Origin of the sequence: Rhodococcus sp. LB1 (genome assembly GCF_001583455.1) — a bacterium.
Taxonomy (GTDB): Bacteria; Actinomycetota; Actinomycetes; order Mycobacteriales; family Mycobacteriaceae; genus Rhodococcus_F; species Rhodococcus_F opacus.
The window spans coordinates 362-27,045 of the sequence record NZ_LTCZ01000034.1; the positions used below are offsets into that span (position 1 = coordinate 362).

Consider the following 26,684-nt stretch of genomic DNA (forward strand, 5'->3'; position numbering starts at 1 on the left):
GGAACACCTGCCGCATAGGATTTCTCGTGCGTGACGATGACATCGTCTTCGTCGAAGGTGTACCTGTCGGTGGTGTCGGTCATGGAGTCAGTTTCCTCGTGCAATCCATTCGGCGAGGTGCGGGGCCTCGGTGCCGATCGTGGTTCCGTCACCGTGACCGGTGTGGACGAGCGTTTCTTCGGGAAGAGCGAACAACCGGTCGCGGATCGACCCGATGATGGTCGGGAAATCCGAGTACGACCGCCCCGTGGCGCCGGGGCCACCCGAGAACAGGGTGTCACCGGAGAACAGTGCCCCGGCCTCGGGCAGGTACAGGCACACCGACCCGGGCGAGTGACCCGGTGAGTGGATCACCTGGATCTCGGTGCCCGCGATGGCGATCCGCTGTTCGTCCTCGAGGTGCCAGTACAGCTCCTCGGGGTGGCTCATCTTCCACAGCACGTCGTCGCCGGGGTGCAGGAGAACGGGTGCGTGGAGCCGCGTGCCGAGTTCGGGGGCGACGGTGACGTGGTCGTTGTGACCGTGGGTGCAGATCACGGCGTTCACGTGCCGGTCGCCGACCGCGTCGATGATCGGCTGCGCGGCATGGGCGGCGTCGACGATCACGACGTCGGTGTCGTCACCGATCAGCCAGATGTTGTTGTCGACGTTCCACTCTCCGCCGTCGAGGGCGAACGTTCCCTCGGTGACGACCCGCTCGATCCTGAGCGCGCCGCTCACAGGACGACCACCGAACGCAGCACCTCACCGGCGTGCATGCTGTGGAATGCCGCTTCCACCTCGTCGATCTTGATGCGCTCGGTGACGAACTTCTCCAGCGGCAGCCGGCCCTGCTGGTACAGGTCGACGAGCATCGGGAAGTCACGCTCGGGCAGGCAGTCGCCGTACCACGACGACTTCAGGGATCCGCCGCGGGAGAAGAAGTCGATCAGCGGCATCTCGAGGGTCATGTCGGGGGTCGGGACACCGACCAGCACGACGGTGCCGGCGAGGTCGCGGGCGTAGAACGCCTGCTTCCACGTCTCCGGGCGGCCGACCGCATCGATCACGACGTCGGCACCGAAACCGCCGGTGAGTTCCTGCACGGCCTCGACCGCATCGACGTCGGCGCCGTTGATCGTGTGCGTCGCGCCCAGGTCCTTCGCCCACTCGAGCTTCTTGTCGTCACGGTCGATCGCGATGATCTTCACGGCGCCTGCCAGGCGGGCGCCCATGATCGCGGCGTCGCCGACACCACCGCAGCCGATGACGGCGACGGTGTCTCCGCGGGAGACGTTGCCGGTGTTCACGGCGGCACCGAGGCCGGCCATCACGCCGCAGCCGAGCAGCCCGACGACTGCCGGGTCCGCGGAGGCATCCACCTTGGTGCACTGTCCGGCGTGGACGAGCGTCTTGTCGGCGAACGCGCCGATCCCCAGGGCGGGCGTGAGTTCGGTGCCGTCCTCGAGCGTCATCTTCTGTGCAGCGTTGTGTGTGTCGAAGCAGTACTGCGGGCGGCCGCGCTTACAGGCGCGGCACTGACCGCACACGGCGCGCCAGTTGAGGACGACGAAGTCGCCGACGGCCACGGAGGTGACGCCTTCGCCGACACTCTCGACGATGCCGGAAGCCTCGTGGCCGAGCAGGAACGGGAACTCGTCGTTGATCCCGCCGTCGCGGTAGGTGAGGTCCGTGTGGCACACACCGCATGCCGCGATGTCGACTACCACCTCTCCGGGACCGGGGTCCGGAATGTTGACGGTCGCGATCTCGACGGGGGCACCCTTGGAGCGGGCGATGACGCCTCGTACCTGCTGCGGCATTGGACTCATTCCTTCGGTCGATCAGTCATAGCGGGATCGATGCATGGCCATATATGCACCTCTCCCGAGACCTTACGTTCCGGAACATCACGGAGGGACTGATCGAAGTGAGAGGTTGACCTAGCCGGAATACCAGCCGCTCGCGGCGGTACTGCGATGGAGGTCATGACGAGAAACTGACGGTTGACACGCCGCGGTATATACAGGACTATACATCTCGAAGAGTGAGGCACACCACATCGATCACGGAGTTCTGATGACCCGGAGAGATTCCAGCTCGACCGAGGAACCGCACCCGCCCCTTCCGGTGGTGCTCGACGGCGCCCAGCTCACCGTCGACCAACTCACGGCGCTCGCCCGGGAGCCGATCGTGATCGAGCCCGACCCCGCAGCACTCGACCACACACGCCGTTCGTGGGAGACAGCCGTGCGCATCGCCGAACGGCAGCCCATCTACGGACGCACCACGGGCGTCGGGGGCAACCGGGACACCTCCGTCTCCGGCGGCGTCGACCAGGACCTTCGACTTCTCCGCAGCCACGCCACCGGCTCGGGCCCCTCGCTGCCGGATCACGTCGTCCGAGCCGCCATGATCATTCGCGTCAATCAGATTCTCAACGGCGGATCCGGTCTGCACCCCGACATCGTGACCGCGCTGATCGCTGCCGTCGCGGCGGACGAACAGCCCACCGTGCACGCTCGCGGGGCGATAGGCACCGGCGACCTCAGCGCGTTCTCCGAGATCGCGCTCGGGTTGATGGGCGAGGCACCGCTGCGGGACGGTCGGTTCGTCACCCGGTGGACCGCACACCAGGGTGACGCACTCCCTCTGATCTCGACCAACGCGATGACGGTCGCGCTCGCGGCGTCGGCCACCGACAGCGTGGCGAACTGGCTGGAGCACTCGCTGATCGTCGGCGTGCTGTCGCTGCTGGCGACGCGCAGTTCCGTCGAGCCGTTCGCGGCCCGAGTGCAGGCTGCCCGCAGGCACCTCGGCCAGGAGGAGGTGGCCGGCCGGGTCCGGGAACTCCTCGCGGGCCACCGCGTACAGGCTGCCCGCGTGCAGGATTCCTACGGGTTCCGCGCCCTGCCGCAGATCCTCGGGGCGACGTGGCAGGCGCTGCAGCGGTTGCGAGGCACGCTCGCGATCGAGATGAACTCGTCCTCCGAGAACCCCCTCATCTCCGTCGAGGACGACGCCGTGTTCCACAACGGGAACTTCCACGGAATGCCGATCGCCCTCGCCGTGGACGAGGCCAAACTCGCGCTGTCGAGCGCAGCGCTGTTGTCGCAGTGCAGGCTTGCCAATCTCTCGGATCCGGCGGTCACCGGACTCCGGCCGTTCCTGGCCGACGGTCCGGCCGGCAGCAGCGGCACCATGCTGCTGGAGTACACGACGTCCGCGGCCATCGCCGAGATCCGGATGGCCGCGGCGCCGGGGTCTCTCGGACACACCGTGATCTCCCGCGGAACCGAGGACCACGCGAGCTTCGCGTCGCAGGCCGCCACCCAGCTCACCGACATCCTCGCCCAGTCCCGCATCGTGCTCGCGTGCGAATTGATCTCGGCGGTACGCGCCCTCGGCCAGCAGAACCACGAACTCGACACCACAACCGAACTCGGCGCGTACCTCGACCGGGCGCGCAGGTGCCTGGACCCGCGGACGACCGACCGTCCTCTGAGCGACGACCTGAAAGCAGCGGTGAAGTTTCTGGAACAGATGCCGAATCCGGAGAAAGACGCAACTCGGTAAAGCAGTCCCACGACACCGAACTTCCGAGTGTGTCACCACTCGGATTACACGAAAGTAGCACGCGAATGATCACATTCGACAAAGTCACCAAGGCGTACCCGGACGGCACGACAGCGGTGAACGAACTGGACCTCGAGTGCCCGAGCGGGAAGATCACAGCACTCGTCGGGCCGTCGGGATGCGGCAAGACCACGTCGCTTCGCATGATCAACAGACTGATCGAACCGACCTCCGGAACCATCTCCCTCGACGGCGAATCCACGGCGGACATGGATCCGGCGCTGTTGCGCAGGCGGATCGGGTACGTCATCCAGCACGCCGGACTGTTCCCGCACCGCACTATCGTGGACAACGTCGCGACGATGCCGAGATTGCTGGGAAAGACGAAGAAGGAGGCCCGAACCCGGGCGATGGAGCTGCTCGAGACGGTCGGTCTCGCGGCGCACTTCGCGGACCGGTATCCGTGGCAGCTCTCGGGTGGCCAGCAGCAGCGAGTGGGGGTCGCGCGCGCCCTCGCCGCGGACCCCGCCTTCATGCTGATGGACGAACCGTTCAGCGCTGTCGACCCGGTGGTCCGGAGCCAGCTCCAGGACGAATTCCTGAGACTGCAGAAGGACATCGGCAAGACGATCATCATCGTCACGCACGACATCGACGAGGCCCTCAAGCTCGGCGACCAGGTCGTCGTGTTGCGGACCGGCGGGATCCTGGCGCAGTCGGCGACGCCGCTGGAGTTGCTGACCGAACCCGCCGACGAGTTCGTCGCCGACTTCGTCGGACGCGACCGCGGCTACCGTTCGCTGGGTTTCTCGAACCTCGACGGCCGCGTGGAGACGGTCACCGAACCCGTTGCCCGTCTAGGCGATTCGGCATCCGACGCCCGCACGCGGACCACGGACGACTGGTTGCTCGTCGTCGACCCGGCGAACAAGCCGATCGGCTGGGTGCAACCGGCGAAGGTCGTCGACCGCATTCGCCCGGACGACGTGAATCTCAGTGGCACGGTCGCCGATGCGCACGGGACGATGCGGGCCCTACTCGACGCCGCCCTGTCCGCACCCAGCAAACGCGGTGTCGTCGTCGACGGCGACGGTGTGCTCGTGGGAACCGTGACGGCACACGCGGCGGTGGCGGCGATCGAGTCGGCGGATCTCGTGGCCACGGAGGCGATGGCCCGATGAACATCGAATGGCTCGGCCGCCAGTCCGATCGCATCGCCGAACTGGTCGGCTGGCACATCCTGCTCTCGCTCGTGCCGCTCGTCGTCGGCGTGATCGTCGCGTTGCCGATCGGCTGGCTGGCGCATCGCAGTCGCCGGATCAACCCCTACGTGGTGGGCACGGCCGGCCTGCTCTACACGATCCCGTCGCTGGCGCTGTTCGTCCTGCTCCCGCCGATCCTCGGAACGAAGATCCTCGATCCGATGAACATCGTCGTCGCGCTGACGATCTACACCGTCGCCCTGCTCGTCCGCGTCATCGCCGACGCCCTGGATTCGGTGCCGCAGGAGACGGTGCTCGCCGCCACGGCGATGGGCTACCGGCCCTACCAGACTCTGCTGAAAGTCCAGCTGCCGGTGGGCGTTCCCGTCATCTGCGCCGGACTGCGCGTCGCGGTGGTGTCGAACGTCAGCCTCGTTTCTCTCGCCGCGCTGCTCGGGATCCCGCAGATCGGGTCACTGTTCACCCAGGGCTTCCAGTTGCGTTTCTACACACCCATCATCACCGGTATCGCGCTGTGCCTGCTGCTGGCGCTGGTTCTCGACTTGCTCATCGTGCTCGCCAATCGGTTACTCACACCGTGGACCCCGAAGGTGGTCGCATCATGATCGACTTTCTACTCGACGGTGCTCATTGGACCGGGCCCGAAGGTATTCCCGCCCTCCTCCTCCAGCACCTGATGTACACGTTCCTCGCCCTGTTCGCGGCGGCGCTGATCGCGGTTCCGCTCGGTCTGTACATCGGGCACACCGGTCGCGGCGCGGTCGTCGTCGCGGGTCTGGCCAACTCGCTGCGCGCCCTTCCCACCATCGGCTTGCTGATCCTGCTGGTGCTCGTCATCGCGCCGTCGTTCTCGACCAAGCTGGCCTATCTGATTCCGAGCCTGATCGTGCTGGTCTTGTTGGCCATCCCACCGATTCTCACCAACACGTACGCGGGCATTCGCTCGGTCGACCCGGCCGCCGTGGACGCTGCGCGGGGTATGGGGTTTCGGTCGATGCGCATCCTCACCGAGGTGGAGATGCCGTGCGCGCTGCCGCTGATGCTGTCGGGTGTGCGTAGCGCCGTGCTGCAGATCGTCTCGACGGCGACCGTCGCCGCCTACATCTCGCTGGGCGGACTGGGACGTCTCCTCATCGACGGCAAGGCGCAGAGCGACTACGCGCAGATGGCCGCCGGAGCGGTCCTCGTGTCCCTCCTCGCGCTCGCATTCGACCTGGCGATCGGATTCCTCACGGTTCGGGTCGTCTCACCCGGTCTGACGCGACGCGTCCGGAGCGTCGCGACGAAGCAATCCGGTTCCGACGACACCGCAGTCGCGGCCCGACCCACATCCGCTCCCGAGCCCTCGCTGATCTGAAGGACATCATCATGAAGAAGGCATTGATCGTCGCGCTGACCGGCGCCACCCTGATGTCGTTGACGGCATGCGGGATCGGCAAGGACCCGTTGGCGTCCGACGACGGCGGAAGCAGTGACGGCGCCATCGTCGTCGGCTCCGCGGACTTCCCCGAAAGCCAGCTGATCGCGACGATCTACGCGGAGGCGCTGCGCGCGAACGGCATCGACGTCACCGAGAAGCTCAACATCGGGAGCCGGGAGGTGTACGTCCCGGCCATCCGGGACGGCTCCATCGACCTGCTGCCCGAATACTCGGGTGCGTTGCTCCAATACCTCGACAGCGCCACCACCGCGACCGCGTCGGACGAGGTGACCGCGGAGATCAAGGCCAAGCTGCCCGCCGGGCTCGTCGCACTGGAACCGTCCCCCGCCGAGGACAAGGACGTTCTCGCGGTCCGGCAGGAGACCGCGGACGAGTACTCGATCGAGACGATCGAGGACCTCGTGCCCCACGCCGACGAGCTGACCCTCGGCGGCCCGCCCGAGTGGAAGACCCGGGAGAACGGCGTCGCAGGCCTGCAGGACAAGTACGGCCTGACGTTCAAGGAGTTCCTGGCACTGGACGCCGGCGGTCCCCTGACGCTCAACGCACTGCTGAGCGGTCAGATCGAGGTGGCGGACGTGTTCAGCACCGACCCGGCGATGCGTTCGGAGAACCTCGTGGCGCTCGAGGACACCAAGCACCTGTTCCTCGCGGAGAACATCACCCCGATCATCAACGAGAACAAGGCAGGCGACGACGTCCGCGGCGTCCTGGCCGACGTGTCGGCCGCATTGACGACCGAGGATCTCATCGAGATGAACCAGCGGGTGGCCGACCTCGAGGACATGGGCGACATCGCCCGGGAATGGCTGGAGGACAAGGGGCTGGCGTCCTGATCACGCCCCGGGCGGGCGCGTCACCTCAGCGCATCGAACGTCGCCGTCGCGTATTGGGCGGTCCGGTCGGAGCCGAGAAGTCCCGGGCCCATCTTGTTCATCACGTACGTCATGGTCATCCGGCGTTCGGTGTCGACGACGACCTGCGAGCCGCCCCAGCCACCCCAGAAGCAGATGCGTCCCTCGGGGACGAACGGCACGGACACGGGCGTCGGCAGTCCGTAACCGATGCCGAACCGAATCGGTTGCCCCAGAGCCAGATCCACACCGTTCGACTGCTCCTCGAAGATCAGGGAGATGGTGTCCGGCGACAGCAGGCGGACGCCGTCGAGTTCTCCCCCGCAGGCCACGACGGACTGGATCCGGGCGAGCGACCGGGCGTTGCCCTGACCACCGGCCGCGCCGTTCTCCGCCTTGCGCCACTCGTCGGACCAGGACGCGGACGCGTCCGGTCCGGGGCCGGTGAACGTCCTGACGATGACGCTGGCGGGGTCGAGGGAGGCCAGGTCGATCGGCAGCGGCGGCGGCGGGACCACGTTCGACACCCGGCCGAACTGCGACGGGTCCAGTCCGATGTGGAAGTCGGCCCCCAGCGGTCCGGCGATCTCCTCCGCGACGAAACGGCCGAGCGTGCGCCCGTCGATTCGGCGGACGACCTCGCCGATCAGATGGCCGTAGTTCAGCGCGTGATATCCGGACGCCGTGCCCGGCTCCCACCACGGCGCCTGGGCGGCAAGTCGCTTCGTCGACCCGGCGAGGTCGAACGTGTCCTCGACCGTGATCGGCTGATCCCATCCCGAGACACCCGACGTGTGCGAGAGGAGATGGCGGACCTCGACGTGTTCCTTGCCTGCCGCGGCGAATTCCGGCCAGTACTTCGCGACGGGCGCGTAGACGTCCAGCAGTCCGCGATCGACGAGCATCAGTGCGGCGAGCGCGGTGACCGTCTTGGTGCACGACCATACGTTGGTGATGGTGTCGCGCTCCCATTCGGTGGCGTGATCGGTGTCGGACCATCCGCCCCACATGTCGACCACCGGATCTCCGTCGAGGGTCACGACGATCGACGCGCCGAGTTCCTCACCGGAGTCGAGATTGTCCTTCAGGGCCTCCTGCAACGCCGTGAAGCGCTGGTCGCACACTCCTCCGAGCTTGGTCACCTGCAGTTCCTCTCCACCAGCCGACACAATTGATCTTGACATCGGGTTCAATTGAGGGTTCCAGTGTGATCTCGGCGCCATGTGATGTCAATCACTACCCTCGGTCGCGTCCGGAAGGCTGCTACCGCGGTCCGGCGCTCACCGGGTTCACCCGTGTCGGGTGAGGTTCCGGGCGGTCCGGCGGTCGACGCTGAGACCCAGGACTACAGGTGAGGAGACGTGCCATGGGCAAGCCATTTCGGGGTGTCGTCAACGTCGATATCCGCGACTCGGTTCCGGATTGGTCCCCGTTCGAACCACCCCAGGCGCCCACCGACGCACCCAACGTCGTCTATGTCGTCCTCGACGACGTCGGTTTCTCCGCGATGCGCTGCTACGGCGGGCCGATCGAGACACCGAACATCGACCGGATCGCTGCCAAGGGTGTTCGCTACACGCAGTGGCACACCACCGCGCTGTGCTCGCCCACGCGCTCGTGCCTGCTGACGGGACGCAACCACACGCGCAACAGCATGGCCTGCATCACCGAGGCCGCGATCGGATTCCCCAACGCAAGCGGGACGATCCCGCCGGAGAACGGCATGCTCTCGGAGATACTCGCCGAGCGCGGCTGGAACACCTACATGGTGGGCAAATGGCACCTGTGCCCGACCGACGAGATGAACCTGGCCGCCACCCGCAGGAACTGGCCGAGCGGGCGCGGCTTCGAACGCTGGTACGGCTTCCTCGGCGCGGAGACCAACCAGTGGTATCCGGATCTGGTCTACGACAACCATCCGGTCGACCAGCCCCGGTCGCCGGAGGAGGGCTACCACCTCACCGAGGACGTCACCGACAAGGCACTCGAGTTCATCAAGGACGCCAAGGCGATCGCGCCGGACAAGCCGTTCTTCCTCTACTACGCGCCCGGCGCGTGCCACGCGCCGCACCACGCCCCGAGGGAATGGATCGAGAAGTTCGCGGGCAAGTTCGACATGGGCTACGACGCGATCCGCGAACAGACCCTCGCCCGTCAGAAGGAAATGGGCATCGTCGCGGCCGACACCGAACTTCCGCCGATCAACCCGATCGGCACCCCCGACACCCGGTCGGGACCGACGGGCGAACCGTTCCCGGAACTCGACTACACCCGCCCCTGGAACACGCTGAACGACGACGAGAAGCGCCTCTTTGCGCGGATGGCCGAGGTGTACGCCGGCTTCCTGGCCCACGCCGACCATCACATCGGACGCCTCCTCGACTATCTGGAGCACAACGATCAGTTGGACAACACCGTGATCGTGGTGGTCTCCGACAACGGTGCGAGCGGGGAAGGTGGCCCGAACGGCTCCGTCAACGAGATGAAGTTCGCCAACGGCATCCCGGACGACCTCGCCGAGAACCTCTCGAAACTCGACGATCTCGGCGGACCCAAGACCTACAACCACTACCCCAACGGCTGGGCGATGGCGTTCAACACCCCGTTCAAGATGTGGAAGCGCTACGAGTTCAACGGCGGAACCGCCGACCCGTGCATCATCTCGTGGCCGGCCGGAACCAAGGCTCGGGACGAGGTCCGGGACCAGTACCATCACGCGATCGACCTGGTGCCGACGATCCTGGACTTCCTCGGGGTCGATGCCCCCGAAACCATCAAGGGCCACGTCCAGAGCCCGTTCGACGGCGTCAGTATGCGGAACAGTATCGACGACAAGTCCTCGCCGTCGGAGCGGAAGTCGCAGTTCTACTCGATGCTCGGCTCGCGGTCGATCTGGCACGAAGGCTGGAAGGCCGTCACGACACACCCGACCATCGCAGGATGGGGACACTTCAACGACGACGAATGGGAGCTCTACCGCACCGACGTCGACCGCGCCGAAGTGCACAACCTGGCAGCGGAGCATCCCGACAAACTGCGGGAGATGGTGAACATCTGGTTCGCAGAAGCCGGCGCGAACGGGGCGTTCCCACTGGACGATCGATCAGCCGTCGAGATCATGGGCACGCCCCGGCCCCAACTGACAGCGGCCCGAAACCGATACGTCTATTACCCGGACGTCGCCGCCGTGTCCGAGTGGCAGGCAGTCAACACCCGCGGCCGATCGTTCGTGATCGGCGCGCTCGTCGACATCCCGGCGCCGGGAGCCGAGGGCGTCCTCTTCGCGATCGGTTCCCGTTTCGGAGGCCACGCACTGTATGTGAAGAACAACCGGCTGCATTACGTCAACAACTTCGTGGGCAGCGACGAACAGATGATCGTCGGCTCCGAGGACATCCCCACCGGAACGGACCTGATCCTGTCCGCCTCCTTCGACAAGGACGGGCAGGAGCCCACGTTCACCACCGGGATCCTGTCGCTGTTCCACGCCGACCGAAAGGTCGGAGAGGGTCGCATCAAGACGCAGCTCGGTGCGTTCGCGATCGCCGGTGCCGGGGCGTATGTCGGCCGGCACCCGGGCGAGCCGATCACCGACGACTACCCCGGCGAATCACCCCACCGCTTCACCGGTGGCACGATCGACCGAGTCGCGATCGACGTGAGCGGCGAACCGTATCTCGATCTCGAACGGGAAGCCGCCCTGATGCTCATGCGCGAGTGATTCCGACGCGCTGCACGCACGGCGAACCCGGGTCTCAGCTGCCGGTCACCGGCAGCACCAGCACCTGACCCGGGTCGCCCGCGGCGATCGTGACCTGGTGCGGCACCAGCCCGCCCCGGAAGCTCGGATCACCGCCGGACACCTCGAGACGAACGCGGTGCCCCTCGTCGAAGCGATGGACGATGGCCGGCATCGTGACCTGCACGGGCTCACCGGGCGCCACGATGCGCACCGGTGCGACCTGTCCGTTGATCAGTGTGTCGGTGCCGTCGGGTGCCACGTCGTACAGCTTGGCGAAGACCACGACCGCGTCTTCGACACCGGCGACCGCGGGTGCGGCGGTGACGCGGACGTCGAGCGTCGGCGCACCCACCACGTCCAACGGCGCATCGAGGGAACCGGACGACCACTCGACCACGGTTCCGGGGACGACACCCTGCGGGGCCGGGTTGTCCGGCCGGGTGTCCGGCGCTTCCCGGTCGGTGGGGAGCCCGCCCGGCAGGGTGTTCAATGTCCGAACGCCGGGAACGATGCCGTCGAGACGGTCGGTGAGCGCGCCGTCACCGGAGAGGTAGAGCGAATAGTCCCGCCCCACCGTGACATCCGAGGACTCGGCGTACGCGGGTGCGGCGTTGCCGGTGTAGTCGACCCAGCTGCGGAAGTAGCTGAACACCGGCCCGGTGTCGACCCCGCTGTCCTTCAGATAGTGATCGAACCAGTCGACCATCCGGCCCGTCTCGTACTGGGTGTCGGGGTTCGGATCCTTCATGTTGATCTCGCCCTCGGCTGGAGTGAGATCGGAATGCCCCCAGCTGTGCCAGATCATCTTCACGTCGTTGCCCTGCGCCTGCAGCGTCTCGAACGTCGCCTTCGATTCGTTGAGGTCGAACAGAGTGTCCTGCTGCCCCTGCATCAACAACACCGGAATCCGCACGCGGTCCGCATACGACACCACCGAGGAGCGGCGCAGGAAGTCGACGGACCCCGGGTCCGGGTAGCCCTGCACCGCGGACTGCGCCAGCGCGGGGCACGCGGTGTTCGCGAAGTTGGGGCAGCCCAGCGCCCGCGCCGGGTCCGAGACGTAGCCTTCGGCCCGCGGGTTGGTGACACCGACGGCACCGAACGTGAGTGTCCACAGCACCTTCGACGCACCGGGAACCGACGTACTGACCCCGGTCGTCTGCGCGGTGCCGTTGGGTGCGAGCGAGTAGCTGAGGTCGTTCCACGTGATCATCGGGATGATCGTGTCGATCCGGGGGTCCACCGACGCCGCGGCGAACTGCACGGAGCCGCCGTAGGAACCGCCGACCATCCCGACCCGCGGGTCGTCGGCCTCGGCGAGGCCGTGGTGCGCGGTCGCGTCCTGCACCACGTAGTCGAGACCGGGGACGGGAACGGTGTGCGCGGGATCGACGAACGCCGTCCCGTCGCGTCCACCGAGGAAGCTCACCAGTTCACTCGCCGCCCGCCCGTCGTACTCGGGATTGTCCATGTGGATCTTGCAGCCGGAACCGCCGAAGCCCAGCCCGGAGTACGCGAGCACCGCGTAACCGCGGGACGCGAGGAACGAGGCGATACCGGCCTGATCGTTCTTGGAGCCACCGAAGCCGTTGGTGGTGAGGACGGCGGGCACCCGATTCGACGCCGAGGCCGAGTCGGGCTTGTACACGTCGCCGATCACGTCGCACGGCTCGTCGCGGTTCGGTCCGACGAGAACCTGGAAATGGAGCGTGGTCTTCGTGAAACCGAGCGGATCGGCTGTCGCCGGAGCCGACGCCGCGATCGGTGTCAGTACCGCGGCCGCCGCCGTCACCACCGCCAGAGTTGATCTACGCGCCCTGTGTTTCACAGCCCACCCGCCGTCCGTCACTCCGCCCCGAGCACCTCCGACGAGCGTAAGCGCTCTGGACGCACGACCAACTCAGGCTGCCGGTGTGTCGCGGCACCGGTCTGGACCGCGGCTCGCAGACTCGCGCAGGTCGTCTGGCACCCGGCTGCGCCCCTCGTGCGGTTTATATTTGAGCTGTGGTCATGACGAAGCGAGCCGAAACGTCCCTGTTGACCGACCAGGTCTACGAGACGATGCACGAGGCGATCATGAACGGTGATCTGCCTGCCGGCTCCCGCCTGCGCATTCGCGACATTGCCGCGCAGGTCGGCACCAGCGTGATGCCGGTGCGCGAGGCGATCCGACGGCTCGAAGAAGCCGGTCTGGCCGAGCGCGTCCCCCACAAGGGCGCGGTCGTCAAAGGGCTGACCCTGGCCGAACTGGTGCATGTCTACGACGTGCGCCGGTTGCTCGAGGTGGAGGCCGCACGATTGGGCGCGCAGCAGATCAGCCCCGCCGACGTCGACCGGATGCAGACCGAGTACGAACTCATGCGGGCCGCCATCACCGAACGGCGGGTAGTAGCGCTTCTCGATCACGACGAGGCACTGTTGACCATTCTCTACGAGGCGGCAGCAAACCCCGTGCTCGTCGATTCCATCCGTACCCTGTGGCAGCACTGCCGCGCCTACAAGATCGTCGGCGCGCAGGGCACCCTGGACACGGCGGGAGACGACTCGTTGTGGAGGTACCAGGAACGTCTCGTCGAGGCCGCCCGCAAGGGCGACGCCGACGCCGCGGCCGCCGTCAACAATGAGTCGTTGATCAACGCGACGTCGCGGATCAGGGTTCAACTCGCCGCTCAACAGGATGCCGGTTAGCGGAAGCGACAACGGATTTCACCGATGATCGAGAGCGCGGGAGGACACACCGAGTGAATCAGCTGCTGAGAGTCCAGAACTTCACCGTCTCGTGCTGACCCACCACACCCGTCCGTCGTTCACCCTCGGCGACACCACGTTCCACTTCGTCGACGCCGACCCCGCAACGGTCCTCGATCAGGCGCGGGATGCGGCCCAGGGCAAGGACGTCCGGCTCGGCGGCGGGGCCACCACGATCCGACAGTTCCTGGACGCCGACCTCGTCGACACCATGCATGTGGTGGTCTCGCAGGTCGAACTCGGATCCGGGGTGCGACTCTGGGAATCGCCCGACGAGCTGCGTGACCGGTTCCACCTCGAAGTCATTCCAAGCCCCAGTGGTGTGACCCACCATTTGTTCTGGCGAAGGTCGCAGTAGACCGCGGACGGTCCGGCGACCAAGCCGGTGCCGGTTCGATCAGGGCACCTTCGGCGGGTTGTCGGGGAAGAGGAGGGCACCGATATCCTTGCCGATCGGCACAGCGTTATTGGTGTTTGCGTTGGCCGTCGGTCCGAGCGTGGCGTATACGACGATCGTGGTCTTCGACTCCGTTTCGTAGAGAGCGATGCCGTTGTAGCCCCCGAATGCCGGGTTCATGAGCAGCCAACTGCCCAGGTGAACGGTTCCGAAGGCGAAGTACTTGTCGGCAGTCAGCGGGCCCAGCCCGGCGGTCTTGTCCGCCATCATCTCCGTGAACGCCGTGTCGGACAGGAGTTCGCCGGTGCCGAGCGCACGAACCCACCGAGCGACATCGGCCACTGTCGAATTCATGTTGCCGCTGTTGAGGAACGCGGTGGGATTCCAGAACGTCGAGTCCTCGAAGACGCCCCGTTCGTTGGTGTAACCGTGGAGGATCGGTTCACTCATCTGGGGTGTCAGCACCACGCTGCTCGCGTCCATCCCCAGCGGCGTGAAGATCCGCTCCTTCAGGAGGTCGCCCAAGGGCTTTCCCGCCGCCTTTTCGAGTACCACACCGAGCAGGCACAGGTCGCTGTGCGCGTAGGCAAAGCTGGTTCCCGGTTCGAACAGCGGCGGGCGGGCGTTGGCCAAATCGAAGATCTCCTGAGACGTGAAGCCTTTGATCGGATTGGCGTAGAAGATCTTCAGGAAATCGGGGTTCGTCACGTAGTCCGAAATGCCGGTGGTGCTGTTGGCGAGCATCCGCGGAGTGATCTTGTCGGCGCGCGGAAAGTCGGGCACCCACTTGGCGATCGGCTCGTCCAGGCTCAGCGTTCCGGCCTCGGCCAGCTGCAACAGAACTGTCGACAGCATCGGTTCCATCGGCTGGCCGACTCGCAATTGCATGTCACGCGTCGCGGGAACGCCGAGCGGAGACTCCCCCACCGCCCCGGCGGCGATCTCCTCGTCGCCGCGCCATACGCCGAATACGGCGCCGCTGAGATCGAGCTCCGTCAGCTTGTCGCGAACGATATCGACGACCTTGTCGGCCTCGGGATCGTCCGTGTGCACGACGTCAGGACCGTGCTCCGCTGATTGCTGTTCGCCGCTGCGATCGTCCGATCCACAAGAAACGGTGGCAAGGGCAAGAACGATGCTGAGCGCGGCGGCCGTTCGACGCAGCCGGCTACGAGTCGACAAGCTCATGGGGTCGATCCCTTCGTACGCAGAGGTCGAGTGGGAGTCGCTGCTCACTTGGATCCTAAGTGCAGACTGTCGCCGCCCAGGGACGTTCCGGCCATTATCTGATCGACTGGTCGAGGGGCAATAACCAGCACTTTCATCCGAGCGGCGCCAAATGGTGCCACATAGCACCACTTTTGAGCCATCAAACCCTTGCGCTGGTGCCATACCTGTGCCAAGATGGCACCATGGATTTGACACCGTATGTGAGCAACCTCGGACGTGAATTCGCCACCCTCGCCGAAGCCGGCGGTGACGAATCCCGTGCGTTGGTCGAGCGCCTGACCGGATCGCTCGAGTCGGCGATCCGGATGACGCTGCTGGACGCGCTGTCCGCCGCCACGGACGAGATCACCCAAGATCTGGCCCCGGGCTCGGTGGAGTTGCGCCTGCGCGGACGCGATCCGAACTTCGTCGTGACCGCACGGCCCGCCGAGCCGATCGAGGAAGCGGCCGAGGACGATGCGGCACCGGCCGACAGCGGCACACCGATCGCCGAGGACGGCCCGACCGCGCGGATCAACGTGCGCCTCCCCGAACAGCTCAAGGCCGCGGTCGAGGAGGCCGCAGCCAAGGAGGGGCGCTCGGTCAACGCCTGGCTCGTCCGCGCGGCTTCGTCCGCGCTGCAGCAACCGGACCGCGTCCAGCACGCCCAGCAGCGCGGCAAACAGACCAAGCAGAGCCTCACCGGCTGGGTGCGCTAGCCACACCGCCTTCCACCACACCACGTCCCCGACCTGCGGGGATGTGTCACCTACTCAACCTGAGGGGACAGCTGTGCCCAATTTCGATACACCCGAACCGATTTCCGTCACGCTCGAACTCGGTGTCGGCAATGTGCGGATCACCGCGAGCGACCGCACCGACACCACCGTCGACGTGCTCCCGAGCGACGCATCCGATGAGTCGGATGTGCAAGCCGCCCAGCGGGTCCGCGTCGACTACGCGAACGGCGTGCTCCAGGTCGTGGGGCCGAAAGCGCGCGCTCTCGACTTCTCCCGCAAATCCAGGTCGGTGGAGTTGTCCATCGACCTGCCCAGCGGTTCGCAGGTTTCCGGCGAGGTGCAGGTCGGAGACGTCAGCGGCACGGGCCGGCTCGGGCAGTGCAGGTTCAAAACCTCCGCCGGAAACGTCCGGCTCGAGCAGACCGGTCCGTTGCGTGTGGACACCGCGGCCGGTCACGTCACCGCGGACGGCGTCGCGGGCAACGCCGAAATCCGCACCGGCTCCGGGAAGGTCCGCATCGGCGAGATCGAAGGCTCCGCAATCGTCAAGAACTCCAACGGTGACACCACGATCGCCGCGGTCACCGGCGACGTCCACGTGCGCTCGGCGAACGGCGACATCTCCGTCGACCGCGCCGGCGCGAGTGTCGAGTCGAAGACGTCCAACGGCAGCATTCGCCTCGGCGAGGTGGCGCGCGGTTCGGTCGAGCTCGGGACCGCGATGGGCGACCTGGAGATCGGCATCGCCGAGGGCACCGCCGCCTGGCTCGAGGTGAACACCAAGTTCGGCCAGGTACGCAACCTGCTGGACAACACCACCCGGCCCGAGGCGTCCGACGAGACCGTCGAGGTCCGCGCGCACACCTCGTTCGGCGGCATCACGATCCGCCGTTCCTGATCCACTTCTGGCCCTCGAGAAAGGGAAACCATGACCACCAGGCAATCTCAGCCGGCCATTGCGGTGACCGGGTTACGCAAGTCGTTCGGCGACCACGTCGTGCTCGACGGCATCGATCTGACCGTCCCGCAGGGAACGGTCTTCTCCCTGCTCGGCGCGAACGGCGCCGGGAAGACCACCACCGTCAACATCCTGTCCACCTTGATCAGCGCCGACGCCGGTGATGCCCGGGTCGCCGGCCACGACCGCACCCGCGAATCCGACGCGGTGCGCGCCGCAATCGGTGTCACCGGCCAGTTCTCGGCGGTGGACAACCTGCTCACCGGCAGGGAGAACCTGCTGCTGATGGCGGATCTGCACCACCTCGCCCGCAGCGACGGCCGGCGGCGCGTCGCCCAGCTGCTCGAACAGTTCGACCTGGTCGATGCGGCCTCGAAGCCGGTCTCGACATACTCCGGAGGCATGCGGCGGCGGCTCGACCTCGCGATGACCCTGGTCGGCAGCCCGCGCGTGATCTTCCTCGACGAGCCGACCACCGGCCTGGACCCACGCAGCCGCCGGGCCATGTGGCAGATCGTCCGGGACCTGGTGGCCACCGGCGTCACCATCTTCCTGACCACCCAGTACCTGGAGGAGGCCGACGAACTGTCCGACCGGATCGCGGTCCTCGACCACGGCCGACTGGTCGCCGAGGGAACCGCGGACGAGCTCAAGCGCCGCATCCCCGGGAGCCACGTCCGCCTGCAGTTCGCCGACCCGCGCGGCCTCGAAGCAGCCGAGCGCGTCCTCGACCGGGTCTCGCGCGACCCCGACGCGCTCGCCCTCCGTGTGCCCAGCGACGGCAGCCTCCGCTCGCTGAAAACCCTGATCGACCTGCTCGACGACGAGGCCATCGACGTCGACGAGCTGTCCGTGCACACCCCCGATCTCGACGACGTCTTCCTCGCCCTCACCGGCAACCCCCACAACGAGAAGGTGACCTCATGATCAGCACCCCTGCCCACACCCTCGCCGGGCCGTCCCCGGCGGACCTCCGGTTCCACCCGCTGCGCGACTCGGCAACGATGCTGCGCCGCAACCTCGATCACATGCTGCGGTACCCGTCGATGACCGTGACGCTCGTCGGAATGCCGGTCGTCTTCCTGCTGCTGTTCGTCTACGTGTTCGGCGGCACGTTGGGCGCAGGGCTCGGCGGGGTGTCAGGTGGGCGCGCCGAGTACGTCAACTACGTCGTGCCCGCGATCATCCTGATGACCGTGACGGCCGCGGTCCAAGGGACAGCGATCTCGGTCGCGATGGACATGACCGAGGGGATCATCGCCCGGTTCCGCACCATGCACATCGCCCGCGTCTCGGTGCTGACCGGACACGTGCTGGGCAGCGTGATCCAGGCGATGCTCAGCGTCGCGATCGTGATCGGCGTGGCGTTGCTGGTCGGCTTCCGGCCCACCGCCGGCGTGGGCGCGTGGCTGGCCACTGCCGGGTTCCTGGTGGTGGTGACGTTCGCGCTCGTGTGGCTCTCCGTCGCGCTCGGCCAGGTGAGCAAGACCGTCGAGGCCGCGAGCAATGTGGGTATGCCGCTGGTCCTGCTGCCCTTCCTCGGCAGCGGATTCGTCCCCACCGACTCCATGCCTGCCGGGCTGCGCTGGTTCGCCGAGTACCAGCCGTTCACCCCGATCATCGAAACCCTGCGCGGCCTGCTCATGGGTACCCCGATCGGGAACAACGCATGGATCGCGCTCGGCTGGTGCGCCCTCATCACCCTCGGCGGATACCTCTGGTCGAAAAAGCTCTTCAACCGCGAGTACTCGCGTTAGCCGCACGGCCCCGGGCCAACCGGTCAGCAGCACCCACCGTCGACACGACCAACCGTCACGAAAGGAAATCCGATGAGCAAAACGGTCGCCATCCCGTACGGCCTCCCGATGGAGCGCGATGCGGGCCCCTTCGACCCGCCCCAGCAGATCACCCGGCTGCGCGAGTCTCGCCCGGTCAGTCCCATGATCTTCCCCGACGGTCACGAGGGCTGGCTCGTCACCGGCTACGACGCGGTCCGCCGGCTCATGGCCGACACCCGGTTCAGCTCCCGCCAGGACATCGGCATTCTCCACGTGCCGTACGAGACTCCCGGCATGCCCGTCGCCATCGAGCCGTCGCCGCAGGTGCCGGGCCTGTTCATCGCCATGGACCCGCCGGACCACACCCGGTTGCGGCGCACACTCACCGGCGCCTTCACCGTCAAACGCATGAAGCAGCTCGAAGACCACATCATCGACGTCGCCGAGCGGCAACTGGACGAGATGGCGCGCCTGACCCCGCCGGTCGACCTGGTCGAGGAGTTCGCGCTGCCGGTGCCCTCGCTGGTGATCTGCGAACTGCTCGGTGTCCCCTACGCGGACCGGGAGACGTTCCAGGTCAACTCCGCCAAGTTCCTGGTCAAGGAGCAGCCGCTCGACGAGAAGATGGCCGCGTACATCGCACTGACCACGTATCTTTCCGAACTGGTCACGCGCAAGCGCGCCGCCCCCGGCGACGACATCCTGTCCGATCTGGCCCGCGACGACGACCTCACCATCGAGGAGCTGACCGGTGCCGCCTTCCTGTTGCTGCTCGCCGGCCACGAGACCACCGCCAACATGCTGGCGCTGGGCGCCTTCGCGCTCCTGGAGAACCCCGAGCAGCTGGCGGAACTGCGCGCCGACCCGGACCTGCTCCCCGATGCCGTGGAGGAACTCCTGCGCTACCTGTCCGTTGCCGACATCTTCTATCGCTACGCCACCGAGGACATCGAACTCGGCGGTGAAACGATCCGCGAGGGATCGACGGTCGTCGTCTCGTTGCTGGCCGCCAACCGCGACCCGCAGCGCTTCGACAACCCCGACACCCTCGACATCCGCCGCAAGGCCCGCGGTCACCTGTCCCTCGGCCACGGCGTCCATCTGTGCCTGGGTCAGCAGCTGGCCCGCGTCGAGATGCGCGCCGGTTTCGAGGGATTGCTGCGCCGCTTCCCGACCCTGGAGCTCGCCATCCCCGCCGGCGACGTGAAACTCCGGACCGACATGAACATCTACGGCGTCCACGAACTGCCGGTCACCTGGACGGAAACGTCCCGGTAGAACCGTCGGCCGAGCGCGTCAGCCGATCCAACCAGTCGCCGAACAGGGCGGCGAGCAGTTCGGGCCGCTCGTGCATGAGCGCATGACCGACGTCGTCGACGACGGCCAGGGTGGCGTGCGGGTAGCGCTCGAGCAATTCGGCCGCGTCGGCGTACCCGACGACCGAATCGCGACGGCCGGCCACGATCAACGTCGGCCCCGAGAACGCGCTCGGCCCGACGTCGATCGTCCACCCGGCGAAGATACGTCCGAGCGCCTCCTCGTCGACGAGCGTCGTACCCGGCACCACCTGGTCGCGGTAGCGGCGAGCAGTGGCCGCCGTGCGCACGACGAAGTACTCGTCGAAACCCGCCCACTGCGCACGCTCGAGTTCGTCGTAGGCATCGGCGTCCTGGCGAACCACGGCGTGGTCGGGCACGTGTCGTGACCGCTCGGTGACCGGGCACAACAACGTCAGGCCGAGCACCGTGTCCGGTCGCTGTGCGGCCACCCCGCGTGCCAGGTAGGCGCCGTAGGAATGTCCGACCAGCATCACCGGGCCCGCGCCCAGGCTGTGGATGAAGTCACCGATCAGCCTCACCACATCGTCGTTGCTGGTCAGGCCGTCGGTTGTCGACAGGCCCATCCCCGGCAGGTCCGGATAGATCCGCCGGTATCCCGTGCCGGGAACGATGGCCTCGATCGCCGCCTCGATCTCACGATGATCCACACCGACGCCGTGCAGAGCCACGAGCGGCACGCCGCCGCCGTGCTCGACGTAATGGACCAGGGCTTCGTCGATCCGGCGCTTCATGTCGACACCTTAACGATCCACGCCGACCACACGAGCCGCGCTCGACCAATTGCCCGGTCCCCCGTCGACAACTGAAATATGCTGTGTGAGGTGGACATCGTCGATGCTCATCATCATTTCATCAACCTGCCCGACCTCGTGTACCCGTGGATCGACAGTCGCCAACCCGCGCTCACCGCCTTGCTCCCGAACTACTACGACGCCGCGCACCGGTACCTGCCGCACGACTATCGGGCACAGGTCGAGGGGATGCCCGTCACGGCCTCGGTCGCGTGCGAGTTCGGTGCAGCAGACGGTGTCGCGGAGGCCGTCTGGATTCAGCACTGCGCCGACCGCGTCGGTGTTCCGAACGCCTTCATCGCGGCCGTGCAACTCGATTCAGACGATCTCGCAAGCGTTCTCGCGCGATATCGGGATCTCCCGGTGGTCCGGGCGGTTCGCCAGCCGCTGTACTGGGCGGCCGATCCGATCAGGCGCCTGGGTGCGCGCGGCGACTACCTGTCGGACCCGGCCTGGTTGCGTGGATTCGAGCAGGTCGCCGATGCGGGGCTGGTGTGGGATCTGCTCGTATACGACGAGCAGCTACCCGCCACTCACGAGCTCATCGCTGCGTTTCCCGAGACCACCTTCGTGCTGGAGGCGGTCGGTTGGCCAGTCGATCTCACTGCCGAGGGCTTCTCCCGTTGGGAAGAACGCCTCACGGCGGTGAGTCGGTTTCCGAACGTCGTCCTCAAGTTGCAGGGAATCGCCCTCATTTTCGGAACATCCCGGGAAGCGATCGGTAAGTGGATCCGGACGGCGCTCAGCATCTTCGGCGCCGGGCGATGCATGTTCGCCTCTCATTACCCGATCGACCATCTGCTGTGGGATACCGAAACCATGGTGTCCACCGTCCAGGCAGCCCTCGGCGACTTGTCGTCGACAGAACGAGCGCTCTTCTTCGGCGAAACCGCACGGCGGGTGTACCGCCTGCCCGCCGGTGACGCCTAATATGAGGGAGATCGGAGTACCTGCAGTTTCGACGCCGCCAATCCAGTTTCGGGTTCCGGCCAACACTGTGAGGAGTCCACGTGACGCGAGAGGGAAGTATCCGGGTCGGCGACCGGACCATCACGTATCTCGAAGCCGGTGACCCGGGCGGGCCACTCGTGCTGCACAACCACGGGGGACCCTCGAGCCGGCTGGAGGCCGAACTGTTCGATTCGTATGCGGAGGCCAATGGACTGAGATTCGTGTGCGCGGACCGGCCGGGCATGGGCGGGTCCGATCTTCAGCCGGGTCGCACCTTCGAAGGCTGGACCGATGACCTCCTGCTGCTGGCCGACTCCTTCGGCGCACAGCGATTCGCGGTGACCGGCTGGTCCGAGGGTGGACCGTGGGCCCTCGCGGCCGCCGCGTATCTGGACCCCGCACGCCTGGTCGATGTCGTGTGCATCGCCGGTGGCAATTACGGAACGTTCGGATCGAACTGGGCCGCGAAGTATCTCAGTAGCGTCGACGCGCTGGGCGGCCGCCTGGCACTTCACTTCCACCCTGGTTTCACACTCATGTACGACGTGCTCGGTATCAGTGCCACACACTTCGCGGATCGCTACGCGAAGGCGATCACACAGTCGGCGTGCACCGCGGATCGGGAGGTGCTGGCTGACGAGAAGGTCCTCGACGCGTTTCTGAGGGCAGGGCGCGAATGCTTTCGACATGGCGCGGACGGACTCGTCGCCGACGCCACGATGCTGTACAGGGCCTGGCCGTTCGACATGACGAAAGTAACGCGCCCCGTGCACTTCTGGCAGGGAAGCGCCGACACCCTGGTGCCTGAGATCATCAACAAGACGGTAGCGGACAAGACCCCGGGCGCCGTCTGGCACCCGATCAGCGGTGGTGGTCATTTCATTGCGGTCAGTCACGCGAATGACATTCTCGCACTGGTAGCGAACGATCTTGCGCCAGCGGAACACTGACGCTCCTCGTCAGGCCAGGACTTCTCGGGCGTCGAGCCGAGTCCGGTAGAACAGCACCGTCACGGCGACGACCGCTTCGAGTGCGGCCGTCGCGAGCGCCGCCACCATCGGAGTCGACATCGAATGACCCATCGGAGCCGACGCCGCCGCATGCATCGCGTGCCCGTGGTGGCCGCCGCCACCGGAACCGGGACTCATCACGGTGACGTGCAACGCGATCATGCCGACGTTCATCAGCGCGACGAGACCCCAATCCCGGTGCGAACCACGCATCCACAGGTGCCGTGCGCAGTACAGGCATCCGAAGATCATCGCAACGGTCACCAGTGCGACCATCGGCGACGACGTCGCATGCTCATCGAGCGACGCGGCGTGGAGCCCGGCCGCGGCGACCGCGAGGGCCGCGGCCGCCCGCCGCAACCAGTGGCTGGTGCGGCGGGCGATCGGAGAAAAGACGGCGGCCACGACTTCTAGCCTTCGCAGCAGTGCTTCGCGGTGCTCGCCGGCACGTCGAGCGCGGGGTTGCGGTCGAAGAATCCGACCGGCTTGAGCGTGAACCCGGCATAGTCGACCGGCATGACCGGCCAGTCCTCGGGCCGGGGGAAGTGCGTCAGCCCGAACGTGTGCCACAGCACCAGGTCTTCGCCCTCGATGTCCCGGTTGCCCGCCACGAACGTCGGCAGACCGGCCTGGCCCGGGTGCTGGTTGACGAAGTCGCCTGCGGGATAACGCTCGGACTCGTCGTATTGCGTGACCCACAGGTGTTTGGTCGCGAACGCGGCACGGGAGGCGATCGAACTGGACGGATCCGCCAGGAGCACCGGCTGACCTTCGGGGTGCAGCGCGTACCCGACGTCCTGACCGAGCCGGTTCTGCTTGGTGGGATTGGTGATGTGCCAGACCCGGGCCTTGAGGTTGTCGGCGGTGCGTTGCCCCTCGGATTCGGTGGTCAGCTTTGTCTTCTGGCAGCGGAAGGCGTTACCCCACGGGTTCTCCGGGCCCATCGGGACGGGCACGGCATCCACTTCCTCGACGGTGTTCACATTGCCGTCGACGGCCATGTCGAGCCGGGCGGAGAAGAGGTGCTGGTGGAACGGGGCGCCGAGCCCGGGCGCCATCTGGGTGGAGAATCCGTCGGCACCGCGGTAGGCGGAGGTGAAGACGATTCCGGTTGCCTTCGCCTCGAGTTCGATGGTGCCGTCGAGGTAGAGGTACCAGTAGAACCCGTAGTCGTAGTTACCGATGGTGAGGAAGAACGAGATGACGAGGCGGCGCGAGCGGCGGGTCTCGGTCATGCCGTTGAACATGTCCGTGTGCTTCCACAGGACGCCGTAATCCTCCTCGTGGAGGCAGATCGCGTTCTTCATGACGCGCGGGTCACCGGACTCGTCGGCGATCGTGACGTCGAAGTACTGGATCTCACCGAGGCAGTCGCAGCCGAGTTCGAGCGAGTTGGTGTACCGGCCGAACAGGTACTCACCCTGGTCGAAGTAGTTCTGCCAGTATCGAACCGGGGACGGATCGGCGTAGGGAACCACCATCTCGGCGATCGAGGCACGATAGATCACGGGACGTTCCACTCCCCCGTCGTCGAACGAGAGCTGGTGCAGCGTCAAGCCCTCGCGCACATCGAAACCGAAGCGGAACTTCCAGTCGGCCCAGGTGATCTCGTTGCCGTCGACGGAGAAGCTGGCACCTTCGGGTTGAGTGATCTCGATGGGTTTGAGGTCGGTGCGGGTGGGTGTGGCGTGCGGTTCGGCGTTCCATTCGCCGCGCTCGGCTGGGACGGGAAGCTCGATCTCGTCGACAACCTTCACGACGCGACGCTCGGTGAGGTCGACGTACGCCACGACCCCGTCGATGGGGTGCGCCCACGGCAGGTCCGCCTTGTCCTCCTGGTGGAAGGCGAGGACGCGGACGATGCGGTGCCCGACCTCGTCCTCGTGACCGAACACGCCGGCCGACAGGGGAACCGCCCGGACCTTCGACGGTTCGATGCCGCGCTTGGCCATCGCCGCGAGCCAGTCGGAGCTGCCGAGCAGGAACGCCTCGATGTCCTCGAACTCCTCGTCGAGGATCGGCACGTGGCCGTCGGTGGCGGAATCGACGGTGGCCCTGCTGATCACGCGGTTCTCCGTCACCGACACGACGAGGTCGGTGCCGATGCCGGTGGATCGATCGAGCAGCAGGATCCGGGCGCGTCGCTCGATCGGGTCGCCCGGTGTGAACGCGAGGACCGTGGACTTGTGCGGCTCGGCGAGTGCGACGAAGACGAAGCGCACGTTCTCGCCGATCAGCCCCTCGTCGGTGAGGAGTGCTTTCGCCGACCGGATCTCGTCCGCAGACAACGGAGTGAGCGGATGGTCCGGGGCGGCGGAACCGACGGTGGCCGGGGTCTCGGTGGTGGCGGTACTCATCGTGCGATCTCCTTGTCGATGATGGTGTCGTTCGTGTCGTGCTGCGGTAGAGCGGTGTCGTGGCGTGCGGCGTGGGGTCGGAGTACTGCGACGGCCGCTCCGCCGGCGAAGGTTCCTGTGAGCAGGACCCCGATCACGGCGGCGAGAGTGCTGGACCCGCCGACGAGAAGGGGAAGGTTCGCGACGGTCATGATCAGAAGTCCGGCCAGGCCGACGAGGCCGAGCAGTGGTGCGATCACGGTGTTCCACACCCGCCGGTCCACCCGGGTCCGGCCGAAGTAGACGAGGACGGCCACGGAGGTCAGGGTCATCAGTGCGACGATGCCGACGGAGGACACACCGGCGAACCAGGCGAACACCTCGGTCACCGGATCGAGTCCGGCAACGGCGGACGCGATGATCAGGACGAGAGCGGACGCCGTCTGCACGACCGACGCGACGTACGGCGACGCGTGCTTGACGTGCGAGCGGCCGCATCCCGCCGGTAGGGCCGCACTGTTCCCGAGGGAGAAGATGTACCGGGAGAGCACGTTGTGGAAGGACAGAAGGGCGGCGAACAGGCTCGTGATCAGGAAGATCTGGACCAGGTCGCCGGCGATCGCGCCCACATAGCGGGTGGCGGTCTCGGTGATCATCCCTTCTGGATTCTCGGTCGCGATGGCCACGGCACCCTCGTCGCCCCACGCGCTGACCATCGCCCAGCTCGACAGTGCGTAGAAACCGCCGATCACCAGCAACGCCAGGTAGGTGGCCCGGGGAATGGTGCGGCCCGGGTCGCGGGCCTCGTCCCGGAAGACGGCGGTGGCCTCGAATCCGATGTATCCGGCGATGGCGAAGATCAGGGCGATGCCGGGTGCTCCGGAGAAGAACTCGGCGGGGTGGAACGCCGCCGTCGAGAATCCCTCGTCGCCGCCGCCCCGGGCGATGACGGCGGCGTCGATGACGAGGACGATCCCGACCTCGCAGACGAGCAGTACGCCGAGCACCTTGCCGGAAAGGTCGATGTGCCGGTATCCGAGGATCGCGACCACGGCCGTCACGGCCAGGGCCCACACGTACCAGGGAAGTTCGGGGCCGCCGTGAGCGGTGACGAAATCGTTGACGGCGGCTCCGATGTATCCGTACACCGCGCCCTGGACGGCGGTGTAGGACAGCAGCGCGAGGAATGCGGAGCCGAGACCGGCATGCCGGCCCAGCCCCTGCGTGATGTAGGTGTAGAACGCGCCGGCGCCGGGGAGGTGCTTGGCCATCGCCGTGAATCCGACGGCGAAGAACAGCAGTACCACCGTGCAGACGATGTAGGACGCGGGATAGGCGGCGCCGTTGCCCGCTGCGATGCCCAGAGGGACGGTTCCGGCGATCACGGTCAACGGGGCCGCCGCTGCGACGACCATGAACACGATGGCACCCGGACCGAGGGTGCCTGCCAGTCTGCGAGGGGTGCCGTCGCTGACCGCACTCGAGTGCGTGGGGGCGTTGGTTGTCATGGTTTCCTTCGACTTTCACGAGGAGAGGGTCTGCGTGGATGCTCCGCGGTGAGCTCTGGGACGAGCATGCGACTGCGGGTTGTCGGCGCAGTTGCCGAAGCGT

General features: G+C 66.7%; 23 protein-coding genes and 1 pseudogene. 15 read left to right on the top strand and 9 right to left on the bottom strand.

The window, feature by feature from the left end; all coding sequences use genetic code 11:
• Positions 1 to 87: 87 nt before the first annotated feature.
• A complete protein-coding gene (locus tag AZG88_RS06385; protein WP_005250992.1) occupies positions 88 to 720 on the bottom strand; it encodes an MBL fold metallo-hydrolase in 633 nt (210 codons plus the stop codon).
• On the bottom strand, positions 717 to 1,802 hold the full coding sequence (locus AZG88_RS06390) for an S-(hydroxymethyl)mycothiol dehydrogenase (RefSeq protein ID WP_061046188.1): 1,086 nt from the start codon (positions 1,800 to 1,802) through the stop codon (positions 717 to 719). Before AZG88_RS06390 ends, AZG88_RS06385 begins: the two co-directional genes overlap by 4 nt.
• A gap of 256 nt (positions 1,803 to 2,058) precedes the next feature.
• Here AZG88_RS06390 and AZG88_RS06395 point away from each other — a divergent pair, with 256 nt between their 5' ends.
• The 5 genes from AZG88_RS06395 (at position 2,059) to AZG88_RS06415 (ending at position 7,055) form a co-directional block, all read left to right on the top strand.
• A complete protein-coding gene (locus tag AZG88_RS06395; RefSeq protein WP_061697247.1) occupies positions 2,059 to 3,555 on the top strand; it encodes an aromatic amino acid ammonia-lyase in 1,497 nt (498 codons plus the stop codon).
• Between the two features lie 65 nt (positions 3,556 to 3,620).
• Positions 3,621 to 4,736 carry an ABC transporter ATP-binding protein gene (locus AZG88_RS06400; protein WP_005250989.1) on the top strand — a complete coding sequence of 372 codons (1,116 nt, stop codon included), beginning with the start codon at positions 3,621 to 3,623 and terminating at the stop codon, positions 4,734 to 4,736.
• The gene (locus AZG88_RS06405) at positions 4,733 to 5,383 is read left to right on the top strand and encodes an ABC transporter permease (protein ID WP_005250988.1); all 651 of its coding nucleotides are present in this window, start codon (positions 4,733 to 4,735) and stop codon (positions 5,381 to 5,383) included. The genes AZG88_RS06400 and AZG88_RS06405 overlap by 4 nt, the downstream gene beginning before the upstream one ends.
• Positions 5,380 to 6,135, top strand: a complete 756-nt coding sequence (locus AZG88_RS06410; RefSeq protein WP_061697250.1) for an ABC transporter permease — start codon at positions 5,380 to 5,382, stop codon at positions 6,133 to 6,135. Before AZG88_RS06405 ends, AZG88_RS06410 begins: the two co-directional genes overlap by 4 nt.
• A gap of 11 nt (positions 6,136 to 6,146) precedes the next feature.
• Positions 6,147 to 7,055: an ABC transporter substrate-binding protein gene (locus AZG88_RS06415; protein ID WP_061697253.1), complete on the top strand. Its 909-nt coding sequence runs from the start codon at positions 6,147 to 6,149 to the stop codon at positions 7,053 to 7,055.
• 20 nt (positions 7,056 to 7,075) lie between these two features.
• Here the strand turns inward: AZG88_RS06415 and AZG88_RS06420 are convergent, their stop codons facing one another.
• The gene (locus tag AZG88_RS06420; protein ID WP_061046182.1) at positions 7,076 to 8,215 is read right to left on the bottom strand and encodes a serine hydrolase domain-containing protein; all 1,140 of its coding nucleotides are present in this window, start codon (positions 8,213 to 8,215) and stop codon (positions 7,076 to 7,078) included.
• A 224-nt stretch (positions 8,216 to 8,439) separates the two neighbouring features.
• On the opposite strand from AZG88_RS06420, the gene AZG88_RS06425 reads away from it, so the two are divergent.
• Positions 8,440 to 10,794, top strand: a complete 2,355-nt coding sequence (locus tag AZG88_RS06425) for an arylsulfatase (RefSeq protein ID WP_061697255.1) — start codon at positions 8,440 to 8,442, stop codon at positions 10,792 to 10,794.
• 34 nt (positions 10,795 to 10,828) lie between these two features.
• Here the strand turns inward: AZG88_RS06425 and AZG88_RS06430 are convergent, their stop codons facing one another.
• Positions 10,829 to 12,610 carry a CocE/NonD family hydrolase gene (locus AZG88_RS06430; RefSeq protein ID WP_231913843.1) on the bottom strand — a complete coding sequence of 594 codons (1,782 nt, stop codon included), beginning with the start codon at positions 12,608 to 12,610 and terminating at the stop codon, positions 10,829 to 10,831.
• 215 nt (positions 12,611 to 12,825) lie between these two features.
• Between AZG88_RS06430 and AZG88_RS06435 the strand changes: the two genes are divergently transcribed.
• Together AZG88_RS06435 and AZG88_RS06440 are read left to right on the top strand one after the other, a co-directional pair.
• Positions 12,826 to 13,503 (top strand): GntR family transcriptional regulator, encoded by a 678-nt coding sequence (locus AZG88_RS06435; RefSeq protein ID WP_005250982.1) that lies wholly within the window; start codon positions 12,826 to 12,828, stop codon positions 13,501 to 13,503.
• Between the two features lie 91 nt (positions 13,504 to 13,594).
• Positions 13,595 to 13,921, top strand: a pseudogene (locus tag AZG88_RS06440) (dihydrofolate reductase family protein); the annotation flags it as partial.
• Between the two features lie 39 nt (positions 13,922 to 13,960).
• Here the strand turns inward: AZG88_RS06440 and AZG88_RS06445 are convergent.
• Positions 13,961 to 15,148 carry a serine hydrolase domain-containing protein gene (locus tag AZG88_RS06445; protein ID WP_037182492.1) on the bottom strand — a complete coding sequence of 396 codons (1,188 nt, stop codon included), beginning with the start codon at positions 15,146 to 15,148 and terminating at the stop codon, positions 13,961 to 13,963.
• A gap of 224 nt (positions 15,149 to 15,372) precedes the next feature.
• Here AZG88_RS06445 and AZG88_RS06450 point away from each other — a divergent pair, with 224 nt between their 5' ends.
• The 5 genes from AZG88_RS06450 (at position 15,373) to AZG88_RS06470 (ending at position 19,923) form a co-directional block, all read left to right on the top strand.
• Complete coding sequence (locus tag AZG88_RS06450) at positions 15,373 to 15,888, top strand: YlcI/YnfO family protein (RefSeq protein WP_025433281.1); 516 nt, start codon at positions 15,373 to 15,375, stop codon at positions 15,886 to 15,888.
• Positions 15,889 to 15,961: 73 nt separating this feature from the next.
• The gene (locus AZG88_RS06455) at positions 15,962 to 16,807 is read left to right on the top strand and encodes a DUF4097 family beta strand repeat-containing protein (protein WP_005250978.1); all 846 of its coding nucleotides are present in this window, start codon (positions 15,962 to 15,964) and stop codon (positions 16,805 to 16,807) included.
• A 30-nt stretch (positions 16,808 to 16,837) separates the two neighbouring features.
• Positions 16,838 to 17,794 (top strand): ATP-binding cassette domain-containing protein, encoded by a 957-nt coding sequence (locus AZG88_RS06460; protein ID WP_061697258.1) that lies wholly within the window; start codon positions 16,838 to 16,840, stop codon positions 17,792 to 17,794.
• Positions 17,791 to 18,624 carry an ABC transporter permease gene (locus tag AZG88_RS06465; RefSeq protein WP_005250976.1) on the top strand — a complete coding sequence of 278 codons (834 nt, stop codon included), beginning with the start codon at positions 17,791 to 17,793 and terminating at the stop codon, positions 18,622 to 18,624. The genes AZG88_RS06460 and AZG88_RS06465 overlap by 4 nt, the downstream gene beginning before the upstream one ends.
• A gap of 72 nt (positions 18,625 to 18,696) precedes the next feature.
• Positions 18,697 to 19,923 (top strand): cytochrome P450, encoded by a 1,227-nt coding sequence (locus AZG88_RS06470; protein WP_061697259.1) that lies wholly within the window; start codon positions 18,697 to 18,699, stop codon positions 19,921 to 19,923.
• On the opposite strand, the gene AZG88_RS06475 is transcribed toward AZG88_RS06470, so the two are convergent.
• The gene (locus AZG88_RS06475; RefSeq protein ID WP_061697260.1) at positions 19,898 to 20,716 is read right to left on the bottom strand and encodes an alpha/beta fold hydrolase; all 819 of its coding nucleotides are present in this window, start codon (positions 20,714 to 20,716) and stop codon (positions 19,898 to 19,900) included. The genes AZG88_RS06470 and AZG88_RS06475 overlap by 26 nt on opposite strands.
• A gap of 78 nt (positions 20,717 to 20,794) precedes the next feature.
• Here AZG88_RS06475 and AZG88_RS06480 point away from each other — a divergent pair, with 78 nt between their 5' ends.
• A complete protein-coding gene (locus AZG88_RS06480) occupies positions 20,795 to 21,706 on the top strand; it encodes an amidohydrolase family protein (RefSeq protein ID WP_061697261.1) in 912 nt (303 codons plus the stop codon).
• An 80-nt stretch (positions 21,707 to 21,786) separates the two neighbouring features.
• The gene (locus tag AZG88_RS06485) at positions 21,787 to 22,677 is read left to right on the top strand and encodes an alpha/beta fold hydrolase (RefSeq protein WP_061697262.1); all 891 of its coding nucleotides are present in this window, start codon (positions 21,787 to 21,789) and stop codon (positions 22,675 to 22,677) included.
• Positions 22,678 to 22,686: 9 nt separating this feature from the next.
• Here AZG88_RS06485 and AZG88_RS06490 read toward each other — a convergent pair whose 3' ends face one another.
• The 3 genes from AZG88_RS06490 to AZG88_RS06500 are packed head-to-tail and all read right to left on the bottom strand — an operon-like array spanning position 22,687 to position 26,581.
• Positions 22,687 to 23,142, bottom strand: a complete 456-nt coding sequence (locus AZG88_RS06490) for a hypothetical protein (protein WP_061697263.1) — start codon at positions 23,140 to 23,142, stop codon at positions 22,687 to 22,689.
• A gap of 5 nt (positions 23,143 to 23,147) precedes the next feature.
• Positions 23,148 to 25,094, bottom strand: a complete 1,947-nt coding sequence (locus tag AZG88_RS06495; protein WP_005250970.1) for a primary-amine oxidase — start codon at positions 25,092 to 25,094, stop codon at positions 23,148 to 23,150.
• A complete protein-coding gene (locus AZG88_RS06500) occupies positions 25,091 to 26,581 on the bottom strand; it encodes an APC family permease (RefSeq protein ID WP_061046174.1) in 1,491 nt (496 codons plus the stop codon). The genes AZG88_RS06495 and AZG88_RS06500 overlap by 4 nt, the downstream gene beginning before the upstream one ends.
• Between the last annotated feature and the right edge of the window lie 103 nt (positions 26,582 to 26,684).

Excerpts from the sequence above, each read along its gene's own strand:
- AZG88_RS06500 (WP_061046174.1), bottom strand. The coding sequence starts at position 26,581 with ATGACAACCAACGCCCCCACGCACTCGAGTGCGGTCAGCGACGGCACC.
- AZG88_RS06395 (WP_061697247.1), top strand. The coding sequence starts at position 2,059 with ATGACCCGGAGAGATTCCAGCTCGACCGAGGAACCGCACCCGCCCCTT.
- AZG88_RS06400 (WP_005250989.1), top strand. The coding sequence starts at position 3,621 with ATGATCACATTCGACAAAGTCACCAAGGCGTACCCGGACGGCACGACA.
- AZG88_RS06475 (WP_061697260.1), bottom strand. The coding sequence starts at position 20,716 with ATGAAGCGCCGGATCGACGAAGCCCTGGTCCATTACGTCGAGCACGGC.
- AZG88_RS06415 (WP_061697253.1), top strand. The coding sequence starts at position 6,147 with ATGAAGAAGGCATTGATCGTCGCGCTGACCGGCGCCACCCTGATGTCG.
- AZG88_RS06435 (WP_005250982.1), top strand. The coding sequence starts at position 12,826 with ATGACGAAGCGAGCCGAAACGTCCCTGTTGACCGACCAGGTCTACGAG.
- AZG88_RS06450 (WP_025433281.1), top strand. The coding sequence starts at position 15,373 with ATGGATTTGACACCGTATGTGAGCAACCTCGGACGTGAATTCGCCACC.
- AZG88_RS06495 (WP_005250970.1), bottom strand. The coding sequence starts at position 25,094 with ATGAGTACCGCCACCACCGAGACCCCGGCCACCGTCGGTTCCGCCGCC.
- AZG88_RS06460 (WP_061697258.1), top strand. The coding sequence starts at position 16,838 with ATGACCACCAGGCAATCTCAGCCGGCCATTGCGGTGACCGGGTTACGC.
- AZG88_RS06470 (WP_061697259.1), top strand. The coding sequence starts at position 18,697 with ATGAGCAAAACGGTCGCCATCCCGTACGGCCTCCCGATGGAGCGCGAT.
- AZG88_RS06465 (WP_005250976.1), top strand. The coding sequence starts at position 17,791 with ATGATCAGCACCCCTGCCCACACCCTCGCCGGGCCGTCCCCGGCGGAC.
- AZG88_RS06480 (WP_061697261.1), top strand. The coding sequence starts at position 20,795 with ATGCTGTGTGAGGTGGACATCGTCGATGCTCATCATCATTTCATCAAC.
- AZG88_RS06390 (WP_061046188.1), bottom strand. The coding sequence starts at position 1,802 with ATGCCGCAGCAGGTACGAGGCGTCATCGCCCGCTCCAAGGGTGCCCCC.
- AZG88_RS06410 (WP_061697250.1), top strand. The coding sequence starts at position 5,380 with ATGATCGACTTTCTACTCGACGGTGCTCATTGGACCGGGCCCGAAGGT.
- AZG88_RS06445 (WP_037182492.1), bottom strand. The coding sequence starts at position 15,148 with ATGAGCTTGTCGACTCGTAGCCGGCTGCGTCGAACGGCCGCCGCGCTC.
- AZG88_RS06405 (WP_005250988.1), top strand. The coding sequence starts at position 4,733 with ATGAACATCGAATGGCTCGGCCGCCAGTCCGATCGCATCGCCGAACTG.
- AZG88_RS06425 (WP_061697255.1), top strand. The coding sequence starts at position 8,440 with ATGGGCAAGCCATTTCGGGGTGTCGTCAACGTCGATATCCGCGACTCG.